The sequence below is a fragment of the Curtobacterium sp. ISL-83 genome (assembly GCF_018613895.1).
In the GTDB taxonomy this organism is placed as follows: domain Bacteria; phylum Actinomycetota; class Actinomycetes; order Actinomycetales; family Microbacteriaceae; genus Curtobacterium.
Window position 1 is genome coordinate 1 of record NZ_JAGGPH010000031.1, and the last position, 19,240, is coordinate 19,240.

Genomic DNA, 19,240 nt, shown 5'->3' on the forward strand with positions numbered 1-19,240 from the left:
CCAATTAGGAGACACGCCCTAGTCCGTTAGGGCCGTACCAGCGCACCTCACCTGTGCTGAAGGTCACCTCTCCGACGAGGCGAGAGCTGAGTTGCCAGTCGGAAAGGCCAGGCTCATTGCTTCCCGGCGCGGGCTTGTAGCCCCATACCCGGCGCTCCGCACGCCGCACATCGGGCGCGGTGTACGGCGGAGGCATCGGATCATCCTCACTGACGGCGCGCAGCGATCGCCGCACGTACTCGCTGTAGTTCAGCAGATCGCTATAGTCGCGTCGCCTGTCGTCATCGGACCGCTCGGGCTGCCTCGAGGTGTTGAAACGGACGAGCCAAATGAGTGCATCCCAACGCTCTCTCACCGGCTTAGGGAGGGCGTGCGCGTAGCTGGCACCGGCTTCAAGCAGGGCGGACGCTCGACGGTCGCGATCACGGTGAACGTCCTCGGTCGTGCGCATTCGCACGAAGCGGGCAGCAGCCTCGAGGCGGCCTTCAGCGGTCGTCAGATAGCTGGCGAGAGCCGCAATCAACTGATCAGCAACGACTGACTGTCGACGTGCGTCTTCCACCCGCTCGGCCTCACGGCGCTCGGCTACTGCCATCGCAGTTTCGTGCTTCAGGACCTTGCTCGTCTGCCAGGCACTCGCTCCAGCGGATAGAAAGCCACCCAGGAGTGCCCCCAAGAGCGCCGCCAGCATCTGGGTCATAGGGCTCAATCTACCCAGTGACTGCGACCGAGCCTTCTCCTGGATCCGGAGTTGCCCGATTCCCGGCCGCGAACTTCGTCGCGCTCGGCGCTCGGCCGGGAGGACGTTCTGCGGATGCGCTACCGCCGCGGCGGCCGCCAATAGCCCGCCCACGATCTCGCCGTGCGGCGGAACGAGCAGTCATGCCAGGTACCCCATCGCTCCCCCCGCGGCACCGCCAAGCGAATGTGCGCCAGCTCCTGACCAAGAGTGGCACGGAGTACCCGAGCATCGGGGAACTCAACGTGCTAATCGAAGCCCCGATCACCCGCTGGACTTGGGGCCGTATGCCCATCGTTGTAAGGACGACTCGGAGGTCGTCGACGTTCATCGCGTCCGCGATCACCGCGGCGTTCTCTCCAGCCAGTCCTTGCGCGCCCCGAGCCGTGTGGCCAGGTCGGTCACGCTTCCCAACGTGGTCGTCCCGCCCATTCTCGGCGCTGTAGCCGTCGGCGCGCCCCGCAGCACCGCTGTGGACCGCGTCGCTTCCCTTGCCCAGTTGTCATACGCGTGCTAGGTTGCACGTATGACAGCAGCGACAAGTCCGACGACGCTCGACTCGCCAGCGCTCTTCCTTGCGGATCATGCCGCGGTGGAGAGCGGGAAGCTCTACGTCAATGGCGGCTTCTGGAGCCGCCTGAACTTCCCCAGCTTCCCGGCAGCGCTGAACTTCGCGGTCGCGGCCACGATCCGCGTCCCCTGGCACGACCACAAACAGCACGAATTCGTCATGCGCTTCGAGAACGCCGACGGGGAGCAGATCGGCGGAACGATCACCGGGAATTTCGCTGCCGGCACCGCCCCTGACGCGCGCGAAGGCGAGGCCGCCATCCTCCCCTTGGCCGCGGTCATCAACAACTTCGTGTTCGAGCGGCCCGGTGAGTTCTCTGCCATCCTCGAAGTCGACGGCGAGGTCCTGAACCGGTGGCCCTTCCGCGTCGTGCAGCAACTTATGCCGTTCAACCCGCTCGACCCGACAAACCTCCCCCGCATGTAGGAAGGCGCTCAGTGTTTGACCCGTCACACTTCGAAGTCGTCGAGTGGGACGACCAAGACGACGACGACGGAAATCTCGCCCACTGCCTCCATCATGGCGTCACAGAACGCGTCGTGAGTGGAGTGCTGTGGCAGAACCCGGTCGAGATCCGGCTGCCGTCAACTGAAGCCGACTTCGTTATCGTCGGCCCGGACCGGCAATGGGACAACCTCTGGACAGTGCTGTTCGTCATCTCCCCCACACGCGGAGACTGGCTCCGCCCCTTGACCGGCTGGCCAGCCACCCCCGCACAGCGAGCAGCCTGGGAGCGGGCAACACAGCTAACGTGGCCCCCAAAGCAGTAATCCAACTCGACAGACCGAGGACCTCACCATGAACCGCCAGGAGGAAGCGGCGCTTCGCGCCGCAGCAGACGCCACGCAAGGTGGCGACGAAGTACTCGATGCCCGTCCGGTGCAGGGCAAGGAGTTCAAGCAGATGGTGTCGCTGCGCCTTGACGCCAACCTCATTGCTTCCGTTCGTGAGATCGCCGAGGAACGCAACGAATCGTTGAGCACCCTTCTTCGCGAGGCAGCCGAGACGCTCGTGCGCAATTACCGTGCCCAGCAAGTGCACGTCGAGACCGTGCAGCAGTGGCAGTCACAGCTCGGGAGCGGCATCGTTCCGAGCAGCTCCGGCCCCCAAATTCAGACCGTCGCGTTTAGCCGATCCGTCTCTGGGAACCGCTGAACCACTGGGGTGAGCTCCTGCTTCCCGTTCTTGCGCTGCCCGGTCTTCCTCGACGGATGCCGTAACCCTCACCCGGTCCGCAATAACTGGTCAGCTCCTGCTTCAGGGCGCCGCAGGACTGGAGGTTGAGGGACTGGTAGAAGCGCACCAGCACGGCGAGGTCCTCCTCCATCCGCCGAGCCACAGCCCGCAGGCGAGGGTCGTGTCGCAAGGTCACGGGCGAGTACAAACTTAAAGCTGACGGCGCTGCTGGCGGTAGTGAGTGTCGTCGACCTCCGCGATGAGCGAGTTGTTCGCCTCGGATCGCCGGATCGCGAGGCGGCGAAGCGACCCCGCTCGCAGGCGGTCGGCTAGCTCTCGATGGCGGAGGGCGCGGGCAAGCAACGGCTGATCTCGGTGAGAGCTCTTGCCCTGGTGGCGCCAATCAGCAGCGAGCTCGTTCCGCCCAACCGTCCCCCGATCCGTACTCGCGGGCTGTCTGGTGGCCCATCGGCTACGGGGATGTGACGATCACCGGGATCACGGCAACCATGCGGATGTCGAAGGTCTGAACACGGCGTCGCGCCTACCTTCTCCAACCCCCGCAGCCATCCGGGTGCGGGGGTTCTGCCTTCTCGAGGCCAGCGCTGCATGCGACGTAGGCTGCCGCCATGTCCGACGTTCCACCCGTCCCGCGGCCACCATTCAACCCCGCGGACTTGTCGGTCCGCGAGCTTCTCGCCAGCTACGTCGCGATCCTCGACGAACTCGAGCGGCGGAACCTCGTCCGGACACGGAACTCGCCGCTCGGCGACCTCGCGGAGAGCCTGGCGGTTCGCGCCTACGGCGGAACGCTCGCACCCAACTCGGAGAAGAGCTACGACCTCATCGCGAGCGACGGCCGACGGATCCAGGTCAAGGCGCGCACGGTGCAGTCCAACGACAAGCGCAGCCAGAACTTCTCCGCCGTTCGGTCATGGGACTTTCACGCAGCGCTGTTCCTGCTCTTCGACGCCGAAACGTACGACCTTCGGTGGGCGCGTGAGCTCGATCGCGAGGAGACCTGCTCGATCGGCCGCCGCGTCGAGCACACGAATTCGTCGGCGGTGCTCGTTAGGGACGTGGCGCACGCCGGCGTGGACGTCACTCCACTCGTGGGTGCCGCGTACGACCGCATTGACGAACGCGCGCAGTAGGCGCGGGTTCCGGCCTGCCCGAGGACACGACGAATTACACGAGCGGGTCATCAGCAACGCTCCGCGGCACGGTTCTGGCATCGTTGCGTCACGCAGGAGTCGGAACTCGCCGGCACGGGAACATTGTCATGCAGTACTGGATCGGAGCAGGGCGAGCTGGTAGGGCCGAGCACGGCGAGGGCGAGTAGTCGGTGCCCCGGCGCCGCTGTGGATCAGGTGACGGTCGAAGACTGCCCATCGACACGATGACGCGTTTTCGCGACTGCTGCCAGCTGAAATACCTGAGACGTCTCTCATGAAGTTGGGTTCTGCAACCCCGGTAGCGTGCCGGCCATGGAGACAGGGGGTCTCCATTCCGCGGGCAGTGATGCCGGCCGGAGGATCAGGAAGGGGTGACTGATGCAGGAAATCGCAGAAGCCATCAAGGCGCAGCACATCGAGCGACTCAAGGAAGTCCACATGGATTGCTGCGCTGAAGTGGAGTAACCGAACGGGACGGGCCGGTTCTCACACAGCGCCGGCCCGTCTCCAGGGCTGTTCCTGAAGAGGTCAATCCAAATGGGGGGATCAACGTTGATCACTAAGTCTTACGTGGAAACCGTACGTGACCGAGTCACGGAACGCGGCATCGAGTGCACTGACCAGCACATCATCGAATGCCTGAAGTACCTCGCGATCATGTCGGGAACGACTGGACGCAGAATCGTTGTCACGCCAGACGTTGACGAGGTCTGGCACGAGTTCATCGTCCAGACTCGGGCGTACGGAGCGCTCTGTTCGGACCTGCCTGGGAAGCGCTTCATCCATCACGAGTCCATCAGTCCGGATGCCTACGCCACGAGGATCGGCGATACCGAGTTCGTCGACGAGTTCCTGCGATGGGTGCCGGACTACGTGCACAGTTTCGGTCCGTTCACCGAGGAACGCGCACGGCACTGGACCGTCACGGAGTTCCTCCGCTCGGAACTGGGGATGACACTCGCCGACATCAACGCCGCTGGTCGCTCCGCGAGCCCAGAAGCCGAAGTTCCGAGAGACTCCCACTGGCGGGTCCTCGAGGCCGATGACCTCGAACGACTTCTTGTTTCGTGACTGGCAGCTACGACCTGGTTCCTCCGCCGGGGGTCTCATTCGCGACCCACGGGAGTGACCTTGGCTCCAGTTTGAAGGAGCGCGTCGCGCAGCTGGTGCTTTCGGCACCTTGGAATCCGTACGTCGGCGTCGATGTGAGGACTGCCGGACCGGCGCTTGCGCAAGGACTCAAGATCGATGTGGAAGGGACCCGGTCATCCATCCACAGAGGGGCTGAAGCTGCACTTCGGGCGCTCGTAGCGACTCGGAAGCCCGCGCGGATGTTCGTACCGGCGAACGCGTATCCCGGATTCGGTCGTACCGCCGCCGCGACTCGGACCCCGATCCTCCGGTACCGGGACGCGAAAGACCTCGAAAGCGCCCGTCGGGACGACGTGGTCGTCATCACTCTCCCTGGTTCGCCTGTCGATGTCGACGATGTGGGCAACCTCTTCGCCGCGAGCGTCCGGTGCCATGCCCCGGTCGTGATGGATGCAACCTTCGCGCTCCTCGACGCTGAGGGAGCTGCGGCGGTAACAGAGACGGCACGCTCGAACGGTGCCGATCTGATCGTCAGCGCGTCGAAGTCGCTCGGGCTTGCCGGGGTTCGGCTCGGTCTCCTCCTCGGCCGGGGTCAGGGGAAAGAGACCGAAGCCAACCCGATGGAGCTGGACGTCTTCCAGTGCGCCGTACTCGAGGCGCTGCTCGAGAACGGGGGACGCGCCATCGCAGATCGAGCTGCTTCGGTGGCGAGACGACAGCGATCCCTGCACGCGCGCCTCGTGAACGCGCTCCGAAAGAGCGGGGCAGATGTCGTTCACGACGGAAACGCATTCGCTGTGACCATCAGGGACCCAGCCCCTGACGAGGGTCGCTACGGAGCTTCTGGCTGGAAGGGCTACCCACGGCTCGGACTGGTGCGTCTCGACGCATCTGAAGCCATGACGGTCCGGATGGAGGCCACGCGATGACCATGCAGATCAGACGCGACTACCTGGGGCGAGCGAGCCTCGCCGCGTCGGCTCTGTTCCTCCCGAACTTCCGGGTGGTGATCGTCCTCCTGGTGCTCGCGGCCACCTATCCGCCCGAGGTGCGCGCTGCCGTCGGACTCGGCGGCTCAATGACCGCGGTCGTGACGGTCCTCGCATCCGGTTTCGTCGTGACCACTGTCCGCGCGTGCACGCCGGCGCTACGAAAGAGTGCGGTGGGACCGAGGGGCGCAGCGACCGCGCTGCACCGGGAGCTCACCGCGGCGTTCGGCGCAGCGGGACTCCTCCTCGTCGTCGGTGCGGTCGTCGGCATCATCTGCGCGCTGTGGACGAACACCGACATCGGCGGCTTCTTCGCCGTGTACTGGTTGTGCGCCGTCCCGGCGGTGGCGCTCACCCCGATCGGATTCGTGCTCAACGGAGCCTTCCAGAGCCTGCACCGAGACGTCGGGAACCTCGGGGCGGCCGCCACGGGTACCGTCATGCAGGCGCTCGTGGCGGTCGTCGTCGTGCTCGCGCACACGCCGCCGATCGTCGCGGTGGTCGCGCTCGGAGGGGCGACGTCTGTGGCCGGCGTGGTCGGAGCAGCCATCCGAGGTCGGCAACTCGCTGCGATCGGCCTGGTGAGCGCGAGGACTGTCCGATCGGCCGCTCGCAGCGCAGCCGGTCGTCCTGCCGCCGCCCTGCACTCCCTCGTCGAACGAGGAGCAGCGTCGGTGGACGGACTGGTCTTCATGGTGACGTTCACGGCCGCGGTGTTGATCGCGAGCGCCTACTCGCCTGCGAGCGGCGCCGCCGTGGCGCTCGCTGTCTCGCTCATGCGTTCCACGATCGTCCCCCTCAAGCAGTTCGGCGTCGTCGGGGCACGGTTCGTCCTCAAGGAACAAGGACAGCCGAACGCGATGCGACTGGCCACGGTGCAGACCAGCTGCGTCGCACTTCTCCTCGGAGCCGCCGCGATCCTGGTCGGCGCCCGCGCCATCGTCCGACCGCTCGACGAACTCTCCTGGATCCTCGTGGCGATGATGGTCGCCCAGCTCGTGCTCGAGCCGTGGGGAGGTGTCCTCTACGCCTACCGGAAGGTCGCCGAGTCGACCTTCCGTGGCTTGCCGGCGCTTTTCGGTGCGTACTGTGGTGTCGCCGCGCCGGGGCTGCTCCTCATCGCGATTCTGCACGTCGCGACTGCGGAGGCGACGTGGGCGGTGTTGTTGCTCGCGCGGATCGCGTTCGTCGTTGCACAGGGCGTCCGCGGGCCGATCAACCGAGTGAATGATGCAGGAGCGCCGCGAGCCCCGAGCCGTGCCGCGGGCTGACCACCGACGACGCGAAACAGCGCATCAGGATGCAGCCCCGCCAACGAGAGCTCGGTGAGCTGCCACCGAGCCAGGGGGCCACGCGACGGCGCACCCTCGACGGGCACGCGCAGGGACTGCTCTGACACCGAGGGCCACTCGTCGAACTCGTCGTCTGCCGGCACCGAGACGTCGTCGGCGACCGCGCGGTACAACGGGCAGACCGCTGCGGACCTCACAGGGGTGACGCGTGTCTCGGACGGGTACGTGCCGTTCTGCGACAACGCCGATTACGCCGCCGAGCACGGTGTCACCACGCTCATCGAACCCGGCGGATCCACCCGCACACCAGAAGTCGAAGCCGCCGCCCACGCAGTCCAGCGCACACGCCAGTCGAGCTTGGAGTAGCGGTCCCTGGTCTCATCTCGGCGAGCTGCCCGCGAGCACGAGATAACGCCTGTCCAGACCGGGCTGCGCCTCTTCCACCACTCAACGCACTGGGGGTCGCACAGCCGGCCGTGTACCCGACGACCTTCCGGGACGGCGCAGGCCGTCGGGTAGACCATCGCCAAACGGAACAGGACGGGACAAGGCGCAGCGCCAGAACCGTGCCACCCAGCGAGGCCGGTCAAACCCGGCGCGTGCGGTCGGGCGGGCAAATGGTGTTGCGGCTGTGGCGTGCGTCGCTGATGCGCCGACAGTCCGAATGGAGGCGCAAGACGGAGCCGCAACGCTCCACCATTTCGATGGTCAGACCACTCGACTGAAGTGGTAGGAGCTGATGCGGAAGCCCGTACGGAAGTACAGACGATGGGCGTCCTGCCGCTCGGCCTGCACACCCGAGTCGAGGTGCACCTGAGTGACCCCGGCGCGGCCTGCCTCATCCGCGATCCAAGCGAGGAGGCGCGACGCGGCACCGCGCCCACGGGCCGCGGGGACCGTCGAGAGGTCGTCGATGTAGCAGTGGCGTCCCCAAGCCAGGTTGTCGGCGAAACGGAAGCCGGCGACAGCGAACACGGTCGTCGTCGCGTCGTCGAACGCCGCGACGAGACGGTATCCGTCCCGCGCCTGCTCACGCACTCGACGAACGAATTCCTCACGGGTCAGCGCAGTCCGCAGTGCACGCATCGCGTCGAATGCCAGGGAACTCTCGTCGGCGGTGAGTTCTCGGATGATCACGTTGTTCCTCCAGGTTCGGCGTGTGTGCCAAGGGTACGGACTAGGACCACGCTCATCACGATCCACCCGGCGACCAGTGCGACGACCGCGACGGCGAGTGCATCTCGGAGACCGACGAGGGAGACGAAGAGGCCGCTCAGCGCGGCACCACCGGCGATCGCGCCGTACGCGAACATCCGGTACACGGCTCCTACCCGCCCGAGTCCGTCGTGGGGCGTGGCCCGCTGCCGCAACGAGATGGCAACCACGTTATATGCGGCAACCCCGACGCCGTAGCAGAAGAATGCGGCGACGGCGCAGATGATCGATCGCGGCCCCTGGTCGGTCACGAGAACGAGGGCGCTTGGTGCGACGGCGGCTAGGCCGGAAAACAGGACCAGTCGGACGCGCGTGCTGCCGGGGGCAGGCCGTCCGCTGATGACCGCACCGAGCAGGGCACCGGCGGCGCCCCCACCGATGACGAAACCAACTGTCCCCTCCCCGAGACCGGCTACCCGCACGGCGTACACCAAAAACGTGGTGATCATGAGCTGCTCGAACAGGTTGAACCAGGTCGCGTTAATGAGGAGACCACGCAGCACCGCCGATCCAAATGCGACCCGGAAGCCAGCCGTGAACCGGCGGGCGAAGGACTCCTCGGAGGTGAAGGTCCGTTCGTCCACGTGCACCCGGAGAAGGAGCACACCCGAGGCTGCGAACGCGACGCCGAACAGCACGAACGCGGCGCTGACGTGTCCGGTCCCGAGGAGTACGCCGCCGAAGGCGGGCCCCACGATCTGCGCGAACGACAACGACCCCTGCACCCGAGCGTTTGCCGTCACCAACTCGGCGCGCGGCACGAGGTTCGGAATGAACGTCTGGGTGGCGACATCGAACGCTGCGGTGCAGACCCCCGCGAGGGTCACGAGGAAAATGAGCACCGTCCACGACAGCAGGCCGGTCACACTGAGCGCCGCAGCGATGAGCCAGAGCACACCGCGAGCCCAGTGGGCGGCACGCATCAGCGGCAGTCGCGCGACGCTGTCGATTCGGGCGGCGAGGAGCGGTGTCACGACGAGGACCGGAGCGAATTGCAGTGAAGTCACGAGGCCGACCTGCGCCGACGGCACGTGCAGCACCGAGATGGCTATGAGCGGCACCGCAACGGCGATTGTCTGCGCTAGGAGCTGCGAGAGGGAGTGGCTCGCCCAAAATCGGTTGAAGAGTGGACGCCACTCGACTGTCTCGGCGAGGACGCTCACGCGAGCACCCGTTGGGGTGAGTCTAGGTTGACGCTCAGCCGCACGGCCTCTGCGGCGTTCCGTTCGGCAATCAGTCGGGGGTCGACCGGGAGCCCGGCTGGGAGGATCGCGGACCACCGCGCGTCGTTCTGGGCGCCCCTGCGCCCCTTGAAGTCGGCCAGGCCGGCGCCGAGGTCAACGGCAGCGAGTCCTTCCTCTGCCGCCACCCGTACCGGCCCGAACACGAGCACGCCGGGGTAGCGTCCGGACGTGCCGCCGTGCTCGTCGTACCGCAGGCCAACGAGTCGGAGCCACAGCACGCCGTCGTACACGAGCGCCAGCGCGAAGGCTGTCGGGTCCGCGCGGGCGCCGTACCAAAATGCCACTGCTCGCTCCGCCCCCTCGACGCATGTGCGCAGATAGGTCCTGAGTCGCACCGCGTCGGCGGGCTGCCCGTGCCTCCGCTGAGTTTCGGCGGCGAGTTCCGCCCAGGCTGCCAGTGCCGGGTCGTCCGCGCCGACGGGTCCGCTGTTGGGGAAGCCACCGGCAGCCTCGAGGTCTCGTCGAACGTCCGAACGCCGCTTCGCGGGTAGGCGCGCGGTGTACGCGTCGAAGCCGCCGCCATCGAGGTACACCGTCGAGTTCGCCTCAGTGAGGAGGAGGACAGCGTCAGCTCCCATCGCCCTGGTGATCTCCTCGGCCTCGGGGCGCGGACCGTAGAGGAACCCGACAGGAACGTCGGCGATGGTCCGAGCTTCATCCACGAGGGCGTTGAGCACCGTGGCTCGATGCAATGGGCCATCGGCGTCGATCCGGTATCCGTTCCACTGACCGTTGCGGGATCCGAGTAACAGCTGCGCACTTCGCGGAGTGATGTCCAAGGCCCCATCGAGCAGGGTCACAACGTCGTACACGGTGTTGCGTGATCCTTCCGGCATGAGGTGCGCGAGGAGCGTCCCCCTGACCACCCCCCGTTCGTCACGGGCGACCACCACGGACGACGTCGCGTCCCGTCCGGAGAAGGCTCGGTTCCAGCGGAGCGACGAGTACAGCGTCGTGCCGCCTCCGAACGACTCGACGTCGTCCGGGAGGGGGTGTGCAAGTGGGATGAGCTGAGTGTGGATCATGGTTCCTCGATGTCGGGGACAGGTTCACTCGGCGGGACCATCAACTCTGCGGCGGCGCGGGCAGCGGTCTGCGCGATGCTCTGGCTGGACGCGAGGGCGCGGACATGGCCGACCGCGCCGCGGTAGTCACTGGCCGGGGCGATCTCCGCACCAACGTCCACCCCGCCGAGCACGTCAACGACCCAAGGGAAGCGCGCAGCTGCGTCGCGGTCGGAGGGCGCAGTCGCGCGGGCCCGGGTCGGAGCGTAGGCAATGTAGCCGCTCGAAACGAGTCCGTTCGGCGAGGTCGTCGGGACGGTCCTTCCGAGTGCCGAGTCGGCGACCATCTGAGCAAAATCGTCCGTTAAGCAGTCCTGGAGCATGTAGGTGACCAAAGCGCCGGGGAGTCGAGGGTTGACCTCCACGAGGTGAGCGTTTGCCTCACGCAGCACGAATTCCACGTGCAGGAACGCCTGCTCGATCCCGAGCGCGGCGACGACTGCGTCGACCGTGTGCCGCATGTCGTCCCGCAGCGGGCCGGGCAAGTCGGCGGGGAAGGTGTAGCCGATCTCGGCGACGGTCGGGAATGGTGAGAGCTGGCGGTCGGTGTATCCGAGCACCTGCGCCACGCCAGCACTGACGAGCACCTCGCAGCTCACCAGCGGTCCTTGGACGTACTCCTCAACCATGAGTTCGCCCTGCAGGTAACGCTCTTTTGCGACGAGCTCCCGCCAGAACAGGACCGCCTCGTCCGCGCCAGAGTAGACGCGAACGTCCTGGCTCCCGGTCCCATGCACGTTCTTGATCACGCCGGTCGCCGCAGTGTGCGTCGCGAACGCGCGGACCTGCTCCTCGGATTCGGCGCGCGCCCACCGCACCCGTCCCACCCCAAGGTCGTCGTACAGCGCACGGGCACGGCGTTTATCGCGGAGGACTTCGACGGCACCGGACGTCGGGAAGGGTGCGCCCAAGTCCTCGGCGAGGCATGACGCGTACGCCAGGTAGCGATCACCTGACGCGACGACTCCGTGCGGTCCGGGCATCGACGTCACTGCTTCCGGGAGGTGGTAGTCCTCGGTCGAGGCGACCTCGACTAGTCGCCCGAACGCCTCGAGATGGTCGAGCACGCGCGCGTCGTTCGCGGCGGCGTATTTGGCCCGGTTGCTCGTGATGAACGCCGTCGGCTCGCCACGCTCGGTCAGGGCGCGGAGCATCCGGAGACCAGAGCCGCTGGTCGCCGCTTCAACGAAGAACAGCATCGATCGCCTTTGTTCCGTATGCCGGCGTCGCTGCGGCACTGTCTCGACGGAGCACTGTCAGGAGTATTCGGTCAGCGAGCTTCCCGAGGATGCTGAGGTTGGCGAAGCCTGGACCGGCCTGCGGCCCCGCGAGCGCCGGGACGAAAAGAGGAGCGGGCAGCGCGGCGAGTCGCAGGTCGTCGTCAATGAGCCGTGCGAGCGCGGCGTCGTCGAATCGCGGGCCCGCATCGCGGAGAAGCGCAATGCTCCGGTCGTCGAGGAGCTCCTCGAGGAGCGGGGCCAAGCGGAACCCCGAGCAGTTGATCACGAGGTCGGCGGCGAGCACCGCGCCGCCGACCGTCACCCGGTACCCGTCGAGGAAGCGCTCCACGCCGCTTACCCGGCCGGCCACCACCGCGACCCGGTCGTCGCCCGCTAACCGTTCGAGCAGCTGCGGGGACACAACACCCCGGTCTGTGCGCCGGATGAAGTCAATGCGCTCGTCCCACGTTTTCTCCGGCCAGCCCGCTTCGGGGTTCGTATAGAAGTCGTTGTCCTGGAACGTCTCCGACCGCGTTCGCAGGTGACCTGGGCTCACGATGGTCACCCTGCCGCAGGGGCCGATCGCGTCGAGGACGGCGCGGGCCGAGCTCGCGGCGCTTTCCCCACCGCCAACGACCACGACGTGCGACGACGCGATCACACGGCTCGTGATCGCGGAGCGCGGGCTTGCGGCATCGGGAAGGTCGAGCCCATCGGAACCGGGCAGGGGTTGCATTCTCCCGGGACCCGTCAGCAGCACGCTCCCCGCAGTGACCTCCGTGCCGTCCTCGAGCACGGTTTCCCACGAGTCGCCGCTGAGCCGCAGACGTGCCACGCCGGACTTGTGGTGCGTAACGCCATTGCGAGCACGCTCCTGCACCCAGCAGAGGTAGTCGCCGAACCGGGCATGTGACACTGCCGGCGCTCCCCGGTCGATCCACCGTCCGTACTGACCGGCGTCGCGCAGGTAGCTGTGCCACGACAGCCCCGGCATCGCGTCGTCGACGAAGGCGAACTCCGGCCCGAACGCCGCCTCGGACTGGTACGGGAATCCGATGTCCTTCTCAGGACGAGTGCCGAGGTGCTCCGAACCGCTGGTGTAGCCGTACTGGCCGGTCCAGTGCGCCGCGGGCGCTTGCTTCTCGACGACGAGCACGCGAACGGGGTTAGCACGCCGACTGTTGAGCACGTGCGCCTTCGCGGCGACCGCTGTCGCTTTCGCTCCCGCTCCAATGCAGAGCAGGTCAACCGAGTACCGCATCCTGTCCCCCCTATTTTCCCGGCGATGACGGCGCCGAAGCCGCGACCGCGGAACTGACCGTCAACGCGCCCCGCCCCGGCGCACCCAGGACTCGCGCAACCGCGTCCTGTGCGAGGCCCGGTGAGAGCCGGACACCGGAACCATGCGTCCCGGTCACAACCACCACGCCGGGCACCGTGCTCTCTACGACGGGAACAGCGTCGGGGTCGTATGTATCAACGTGCACGCGCGGCTCGAACGAGCGAACCGCGCCGAACGGCGTGCGGCGCTCGATGAAGTCGAGTCCGCGCTGCAGGACGCTGTCCGGCAGGTCCGCCGACGAAGGCGGAACGTCCCACTCGTCGTGCTTGATGCTCAGCGCGATTTCGTCCGGACGGGTAGCGGGCATTGCAAAAATTCCGGCGTCGGCGTCGGCAAACATCACATCGGTGCGCCGCTCAGGGTCCACCCGCGCACGGAATCCGTACACCCGCTTTGTGCGCACACCGGCATCCGTCGCGAGGCGTCCCCAGGAGTTCACGCGGCTGGTGACCCACGGGCCAACGGCGACGACCACCGCGGAGGCAGCGAGGGACCGCCCGTCGTCCAGTTCGGCCACCACCCCGTCAACGACGTCAACGGCTTCGTGGACTTCGCCCGTCATGAGCGTGAACCGCGGGTCCTGGACCATTTGATCGAGCAGCCGTCGGGCGAGGATCTTTGGCGAGATCCGGTAGCTCCACGAGACGTCATACGCCGTCGGGATCCAACCGGAGCCAGCGAGTAGTCGGGTGAAGTCCGCGACATCTCCTTCAACGCGGGTCGTTCCGCCGAGAACCATCTGGCGAGTCTCCGGGCTCAGGTCGTACCACACCGACAAGTACGGAGTCCGCCAGGGGCCGTCCCCGAGGACGTCGCGGTGCCAGTCCCACGATCGATGCATGAGGTCGTTGTGGCGCGGAGTCCATCCCAGCGGCAGGTCACCTGCGCCGGCGCGCCCGCTGATCCCCGCGAGCGGCGCGGTGCGGTCGATCAGGGTGACGTCGACATCGTGGCCGCGCAAGGCCTCGAAAGCGGTCGTGATGCCAACGATGCCGGCACCGACAACCAGCAGGCGCTGACGTGCAGCGGACCGGGCCGTCACCGGACCCGCTCCTGAAGTGTCTCAAGCGCGTTCCGCGGCACAGGTGCGATGTGCAGGTCCGACGACGCTGCAACGTCGGGCAAGAGCCCACCCCCAGTGGAGTTTTCGACGGCCTTCGCCCAGGCCGGCATGAGCGGGTAGGCGAGGAGAGCGAGCACACGGCGCGCAAACCGCGGCGCGTGGGGAGCACCCCCGTCCGAAACCCACCGTGCCCAGTCGATAAACGTCGCAGCAACGGTCAGAGCGTCAACCTCTGGGAGCACGACGGCTCTGCGGAGCGCCGCGAACGCCTCGCGTGCGCGGCGGGACGCGTCCGGGTCGATCTCCTCGGCTACGTCACCTCCGGCTGCTGCGCCGACCGTCCGTAGAAGTGCCCCGTCGATCGCCGAGACATCATCGTCGGACTGCCACGTCGCGGTAGTGACGTCCAGGTTCGTCTCCGTACTTGCCGGGGCCACCCGGGAGAGGAGAAGCCGGAGCGCGTTGACGTCCACGCCGGCGTCAAGTGCATCGTGCACGCGGATGGCGTGGCGCCGGGAAGTGGAAAATTTTTCGCCATCGAGCAGCAGGAAGCGGTTCACGACGACATGGTCGAACGGGCGGAACGAGACACCATCGCCGGTTAGGCCATGGAGTGCGAGCCACCCAAAAGCGCTGTCCAGGCCCCCGAATGCCGCCGTCACGACGTCACCGTCAACGGCGAACGGATCCGAGCCCAGCTCTTCGGCCACTGCGTCGCCGAGCATGCGCGTCGCACCGTATTTCCCAAGCACGTAACTGGAGATCACGTGACCCGGGAGAGTGTCGCCCGGCCACTGGAGTCCCCACCACGACGGATAGCTGACGCGAAGGGTTTCTCCGGCGTCGTGCAGGTGGTCGGCGACGAGGTACTGGTAATCCGCTTCCACAACACCTCGGACGCCGTCGGGTGTGAGGGCAGAATCTGTCCTGACAAATGCGGAGCGGGACCTCGCACGAGACTGCGTGCCGTCGTGCGGCCAGATGCTGTTCATCGCCGCCGGGTCGAGCCACCGCCCGCAGAGCTCGCAAACGTTTCCACTCTGTGCGCTTCGGCACGACGGGCATGTCCCTTCGACGAACGCGCCCACCCCGGCCGCAGGCGCGGGCGGTTCGCCGACGAGCAGTTCCTCATCGCGCAGGTCAATCCGACCAGCACGTTCGAGTGCGTCGATGACCGCAACCGCGGCGTCCCACTCTCGCTCGCGCCAGGGGCTACGGGTGGGGTCGGCGAACAGGTCAACCGCGAAACCGAGGTCGGCGAGTGCTGTCCGGGCGCGCTCGGCGTACTGCGATGCGATCGCTTCAGCCGATCCCCCGCCAGTCACCGCCGCGTAGGTGACGCCGCTCTCGAACGCGTCCGAAGCGCTGACCGTCGTGACGTGAGCGCCGAAGAGCTCGAGCGTGCGGCGAGCGATCTCGGCCCGGAGGTACGGGCCCGCGACGTGCCCAAGGTGGAGCTCGCCGTTAGGGGTGAAGTATCCCGGGAAGAACAGATATTTGCTCGCTGTCGGCATCAGCCGAACAGTCTCGTCGAGGAGGTCGCGCACGTGGTCAGCCACGGTTCGCGTCCCCTTTTTCGGGTGCCCACCATGCGCTGAACAGCGTGATCGGTTCCGTGCCATCGTTGTGCACTCGGTGCCGCGTGCGGCTCGGCATGTACACGGCGTCGCCGGTGTTCACCCGGAACGTGACGCCGCCATGCGACACAATGCCGGTGCCGGCCGACACGAACCAGAGCTCGATGACGTCGTGCTGGTCCCAGTCCGAAGTGAACCCCGGAGCGAGGCTCCATCGCGACGCTTTGAAGGGCGCGGGGTGCTCCTCGTCGAGTCGATAGCCCTCGACCGGTTCGCCGCTTGGCGTGTGCTTGAGGACGGTGACGTCGAGAGTCGGCGTTGGGATGCTCACAGGACGTCCTCGGGGACCCAGTTACCCTCGCCGCTGGCGAGGACTGAAGGCCAGTTGCCCTCACCTGCCGCCACGGCGGAAGGCCAGTTGCCCTCACCTGCCGTCACGGCGGAAGGCCAGTTGCCCTCCCCCGCGCTGGCGGGCTGCGTGGCGACGAAGACGCTCGACGCGACGATTAGTGTGCCGATGAGAGCGGCTGCGGTGCGCTTGTACATGGATGGTGTCTCCGGAGTCCAGGTCAGGTCCCGGCGAGCATATGACAGATCTGTCAAGTGCATGACATTATTGTCATTTGTTACTTGCGAGTTGTCACAGTGGTCGTCGGCTGCTAGGTTTGCCCCGGGTTCGTCGCAGGACGAATGGGTGCGGTCAGCCAGGAAGTGCGGACGTGGCGACATTCGGAACGAACCTCCGCCGAGCGCGGACCGAGCGAGGGCTCTCGCAGGCCGAGCTTGGCGGGGAGCGCTTCTCGGCGAGCTACATCTCGCATCTCGAACGTGGCAAGCGGATGCCCACCACCGGAGTCGCCGAGTACCTCGCCGCAAGACTCGCTGTATCCGTCGGCGTACTCCTGGACGACCTCTCGTCCGACAGCGTCTCCGCGACGGTCTCACAGGTGCTGCTGTACGAGGCATTGACTCGTCATGAGTACGACACCGTCGACCGCGGCGCCATGGCGTCGACGTCCGCCGGTGATCACTTCGCGGCGATGCAAGTCCGCGCGCAGGCCCAACTCGAGCGCGGCGACTTCCGCGAGTGCCTTCGCACGACTGACGAGCTCCTCGAGAGCGCCGTCGCGGCGACGTCCCCCGTACTCCGCGCCATCACCCTAGCGATCCGGTCGCGGGCGCTTCGCGCCGACGGCGCCCTGAGCGCCGCCAGGGACGCAGCAACCGAGGCGGTCGAGGCGGTCGAGGCGAAAGGCGACTGCCCGACAGAGGTCGTCGTCGCGGCACGCACCGCCGAGATCGCTGCCCTCGCCGAGCTCGGTGACGCCTCCGCACTCGCGCTCGCGACCGAGGAACTTGACCGGCTCACCGCTACGCTGCCCGAAGGTCACAGCCGTGCCCTTGCGGCCTGGTCCATCGGGAACGTGCGATTCGCCGAGGGCAGGATCGCCGAAGCGGTCGCGGCACACGACGAAGCCGCACGGCTACTCCGGCCCGAGGCGTCACTGCGCGCGTGGGCCCGGTTCCACAAAGCGACTGCAGCGCTCCGGGTCGAGGCCGGCATCGACGACAGCGGTGTCGACGCCCTCATCGAGCGGGCCGCGCACGGCCTCGCGATCGTCGGCAACGCGCATGACTGCGCCGAACTCGACCTGCTCCGTGCACGGCGGTCAATCCCCACGGACCCCCTACGGGCACTCAACCTGGCCGGGGAAACCCTGGACGGCAACAACCTGCCCAACCAAACGGTCGCCGAGGCTGAACTCGTCCGCGCGTCCGCCCTCGAAGCTCTCGGGCGTCGACACGAACAGACAGCCGCGTTACGTCACGCCGCCGAAGCACTCACTTCGAGCGGTGCGACGGAGCGGGCGGTCAGCATCTGGCGCGCGGTTGTCGAGTCACAGGAACCAGCCGCGGCACCTTGATGCCGCGAACTACGATTGGGTCGATTTCGCAGTAGGCGATACCGCCGGGCAGTCATGCCCGGAGCGCAGCCAGGGCATTGACATGCTCGCTTGCCAAACAGAGCACGATGGCTGCACGGCCGCATCCTTTATCGCGGCCAGACCGGGGTGAGTGGCCGCCGGCCCCGGCGGACAGGCGAGCAACCGGGGTATGCGAGCTAGGCGCACGCTCCCGCCAGACGCCCCAACCAGTCGTTCGCCCTCGACCTGTCACTCATCCGCCACGCCGGTTGCGTCGCAGGACGTCTACGACCAGACAGCTCCCTGGCGTCAGCGAGGACTGGGGAAGTTGACCCCGATCGAGTACGAGACGATCATCAACCCACAGGTCGCACTCGCGGCCTAAACCAACGAGTCAACCGAACCTGCAGCAGTCCCATGTTCTTCAACGACGGCTGGTGGTACCTCGACCAGGAGGGCGACGTTCGCGGCGGGATCGTCCTCGATAATCTCGCTGCCAAGCATGACCTGCCTCAGATGATCGGCGTGTTCGTCGACCCAGGCGTCCTCGATGTCGAGGGGACTCCGACGAAGCACCGCAGCCCCGAGTACGACGCGTTCAACGACACCTACGCCAGCTACCTGCTCGACGAGGTACTGCCGATCATTCGAACGTCCAACGCTGTCTCGGACGATCCGATGATGCGCGGCATCTGCGGTGGCAGTAGCGGCGGGAACGCCGCCGTCACCGCTGCATGGACCCGCCCAGACGGCCTGGGGAGAGCAATCGCCTTCAACCCGAGCTTCGCGCAGATGCCGGGCGGCAACCCTACGCGGCCCTGCTCGCTACCGAAGCCCGCAGGCCGACGCGTCTCTTCCTCCACGCCGCTCACCGCGATCTGCACTGGAACGAACGCGAGCGCAACTGGTTCGCTGTAAGCCTGGACACCGCGGCCGCGCTCGCAGGCGGGGGCTACGACTTCCGCCTCGTCGCCGGCGACGGCGGCCACTCACCCAACCACGGCGGAGTACTCCTCCCCGACGCCCTTCGCTGGCTCTGGCAACCCAATCTCGAAGTCGTCCGGTAGCCGATCCTTGAGCGCGACAGCCGTTCGCCCCTGAGTGTTAGCTGAGGCTCTCGGATTGTTCCGGTAGCCGATCGGCTATCGAGGTGCACCACGACCACCGCGCTCGTAGTCTGAAGAAGTGCGAGATTCCCTGTTCCCGGTGATGAGTGTGGCGCTCCTCGTGCTCACCGCTGCAGGAATTGTCTGGCGCGCTCGGAACAAGCGGTGGGTCCATAACGCGCAGCTCGCACTCAACGCTCAACCTCGTCTCAGCCTGATCCTGCCTGTGTTTCTCGTGTTGGGCGCTGCAGTAACCGTCTTTCTCGGAGTTGGATCGCTCGAAGCCGGCTTCACACCCGGGTTCGGCTTCTTTGCCCTCGCTCTCGATGCGCTACTCATCGTTGGTTTCACTGTGTGGATCGCACGTCGTCCGTTCCCCATGGACTGACACGGTGCCTGCCTGACTCCGCGGCCGTCCCGATACCCGATCTTGGGTTCAGCCGGTCGTTG

Annotated in this window: 20 protein-coding genes; 10 read left to right on the forward strand and 10 right to left on the reverse strand. The window is 66.8% G+C overall.

Annotation, left to right across the window (positions count from 1 at the left end):
• Positions 1-4: 4 nt before the first annotated feature.
• Positions 5-700, reverse strand: coding sequence for a hypothetical protein (locus tag J7E22_RS17060; RefSeq protein ID WP_214983035.1), 696 nt, complete (start codon positions 698-700; stop codon positions 5-7).
• 565 nt (positions 701-1,265) lie between these two features.
• On the opposite strand from J7E22_RS17060, the gene J7E22_RS17065 reads away from it, so the two are divergent.
• The 7 genes from J7E22_RS17065 to J7E22_RS17095 all read left to right on the forward strand — a co-directional run bounded on the left by J7E22_RS17065 (position 1,266) and on the right by J7E22_RS17095 (position 7,400).
• Complete coding sequence (locus J7E22_RS17065; RefSeq protein WP_214983036.1) at positions 1,266-1,736, forward strand: hypothetical protein; 471 nt, start codon at positions 1,266-1,268, stop codon at positions 1,734-1,736.
• 372 nt (positions 1,737-2,108) lie between these two features.
• Positions 2,109-2,465, forward strand: coding sequence for a ribbon-helix-helix protein, CopG family (locus J7E22_RS17070; RefSeq protein WP_214983037.1), 357 nt, complete (start codon positions 2,109-2,111; stop codon positions 2,463-2,465).
• Positions 2,466-3,115: 650 nt separating this feature from the next.
• Positions 3,116-3,640, forward strand: coding sequence for a hypothetical protein (locus J7E22_RS17075; protein WP_214983038.1), 525 nt, complete (start codon positions 3,116-3,118; stop codon positions 3,638-3,640).
• Between the two features lie 573 nt (positions 3,641-4,213).
• On the forward strand, positions 4,214-4,732 hold the full coding sequence (locus J7E22_RS17080) for a hypothetical protein (RefSeq protein ID WP_214983039.1): 519 nt from the start codon (positions 4,214-4,216) through the stop codon (positions 4,730-4,732).
• On the forward strand, positions 4,729-5,682 hold the full coding sequence (locus J7E22_RS17085) for an aminotransferase class I/II-fold pyridoxal phosphate-dependent enzyme (protein ID WP_214983040.1): 954 nt from the start codon (positions 4,729-4,731) through the stop codon (positions 5,680-5,682). The genes J7E22_RS17080 and J7E22_RS17085 overlap by 4 nt, the downstream gene beginning before the upstream one ends.
• Before the next feature lie 2 nt (positions 5,683-5,684).
• A complete protein-coding gene (locus tag J7E22_RS17090; protein ID WP_214983041.1) occupies positions 5,685-7,013 on the forward strand; it encodes a hypothetical protein in 1,329 nt (442 codons plus the stop codon).
• A 54-nt stretch (positions 7,014-7,067) separates the two neighbouring features.
• Entirely contained in the window at positions 7,068-7,400 is a 333-nt protein-coding gene (locus J7E22_RS17095) for a hypothetical protein (RefSeq protein ID WP_214983042.1), read from the forward strand.
• A 342-nt stretch (positions 7,401-7,742) separates the two neighbouring features.
• Here the strand turns inward: J7E22_RS17095 and J7E22_RS17100 are convergent, their stop codons facing one another.
• From J7E22_RS17100 to J7E22_RS17140, 9 genes are all read right to left on the reverse strand, one after another.
• A complete protein-coding gene (locus J7E22_RS17100) occupies positions 7,743-8,171 on the reverse strand; it encodes a GNAT family N-acetyltransferase (RefSeq protein WP_214983043.1) in 429 nt (142 codons plus the stop codon).
• Positions 8,168-9,412 carry an MFS transporter gene (locus J7E22_RS17105; RefSeq protein ID WP_214983044.1) on the reverse strand — a complete coding sequence of 415 codons (1,245 nt, stop codon included), beginning with the start codon at positions 9,410-9,412 and terminating at the stop codon, positions 8,168-8,170. The genes J7E22_RS17100 and J7E22_RS17105 overlap by 4 nt, the downstream gene beginning before the upstream one ends.
• Positions 9,409-10,170 (reverse strand): GNAT family N-acetyltransferase, encoded by a 762-nt coding sequence (locus J7E22_RS17110; protein ID WP_214983045.1) that lies wholly within the window; start codon positions 10,168-10,170, stop codon positions 9,409-9,411. Before J7E22_RS17110 ends, J7E22_RS17105 begins: the two co-directional genes overlap by 4 nt.
• Positions 10,171-10,514: 344 nt before the next feature.
• Positions 10,515-11,756, reverse strand: a complete 1,242-nt coding sequence (locus J7E22_RS17115) for an acetyl-CoA carboxylase biotin carboxylase subunit family protein (RefSeq protein ID WP_214983046.1) — start codon at positions 11,754-11,756, stop codon at positions 10,515-10,517.
• Entirely contained in the window at positions 11,740-13,038 is a 1,299-nt protein-coding gene (locus J7E22_RS17120; RefSeq protein WP_214983047.1) for an FAD/NAD(P)-binding protein, read from the reverse strand. Before J7E22_RS17120 ends, J7E22_RS17115 begins: the two co-directional genes overlap by 17 nt.
• 10 nt (positions 13,039-13,048) lie before the next feature.
• Positions 13,049-14,161 carry an FAD-dependent oxidoreductase gene (locus J7E22_RS17125; RefSeq protein ID WP_214983048.1) on the reverse strand — a complete coding sequence of 371 codons (1,113 nt, stop codon included), beginning with the start codon at positions 14,159-14,161 and terminating at the stop codon, positions 13,049-13,051.
• The gene (locus J7E22_RS17130) at positions 14,158-15,729 is read right to left on the reverse strand and encodes a class I tRNA ligase family protein (RefSeq protein WP_214983049.1); all 1,572 of its coding nucleotides are present in this window, start codon (positions 15,727-15,729) and stop codon (positions 14,158-14,160) included. Before J7E22_RS17130 ends, J7E22_RS17125 begins: the two co-directional genes overlap by 4 nt.
• A 4-nt stretch (positions 15,730-15,733) precedes the next feature.
• On the reverse strand, positions 15,734-16,090 hold the full coding sequence (locus J7E22_RS17135) for a cupin domain-containing protein (protein WP_214983050.1): 357 nt from the start codon (positions 16,088-16,090) through the stop codon (positions 15,734-15,736).
• Positions 16,087-16,305, reverse strand: a complete 219-nt coding sequence (locus J7E22_RS17140; RefSeq protein WP_214983051.1) for a hypothetical protein — start codon at positions 16,303-16,305, stop codon at positions 16,087-16,089. The genes J7E22_RS17135 and J7E22_RS17140 overlap by 4 nt, the downstream gene beginning before the upstream one ends.
• A gap of 173 nt (positions 16,306-16,478) precedes the next feature.
• Between J7E22_RS17140 and J7E22_RS17145 the strand changes: the two genes are divergently transcribed.
• The 3 genes from J7E22_RS17145 (at position 16,479) to J7E22_RS17155 (ending at position 19,178) form a co-directional block, all read left to right on the forward strand.
• Complete coding sequence (locus J7E22_RS17145) at positions 16,479-17,684, forward strand: helix-turn-helix transcriptional regulator (RefSeq protein WP_214983052.1); 1,206 nt, start codon at positions 16,479-16,481, stop codon at positions 17,682-17,684.
• A 417-nt stretch (positions 17,685-18,101) separates the two neighbouring features.
• Positions 18,102-18,602, forward strand: coding sequence for an esterase family protein (locus J7E22_RS17150; RefSeq protein WP_251009322.1), 501 nt, complete (start codon positions 18,102-18,104; stop codon positions 18,600-18,602).
• 267 nt (positions 18,603-18,869) lie between these two features.
• On the forward strand, positions 18,870-19,178 hold the full coding sequence (locus J7E22_RS17155; RefSeq protein WP_214983053.1) for a hypothetical protein: 309 nt from the start codon (positions 18,870-18,872) through the stop codon (positions 19,176-19,178).
• The last annotated feature ends 62 nt before the right edge of the window (positions 19,179-19,240 follow it).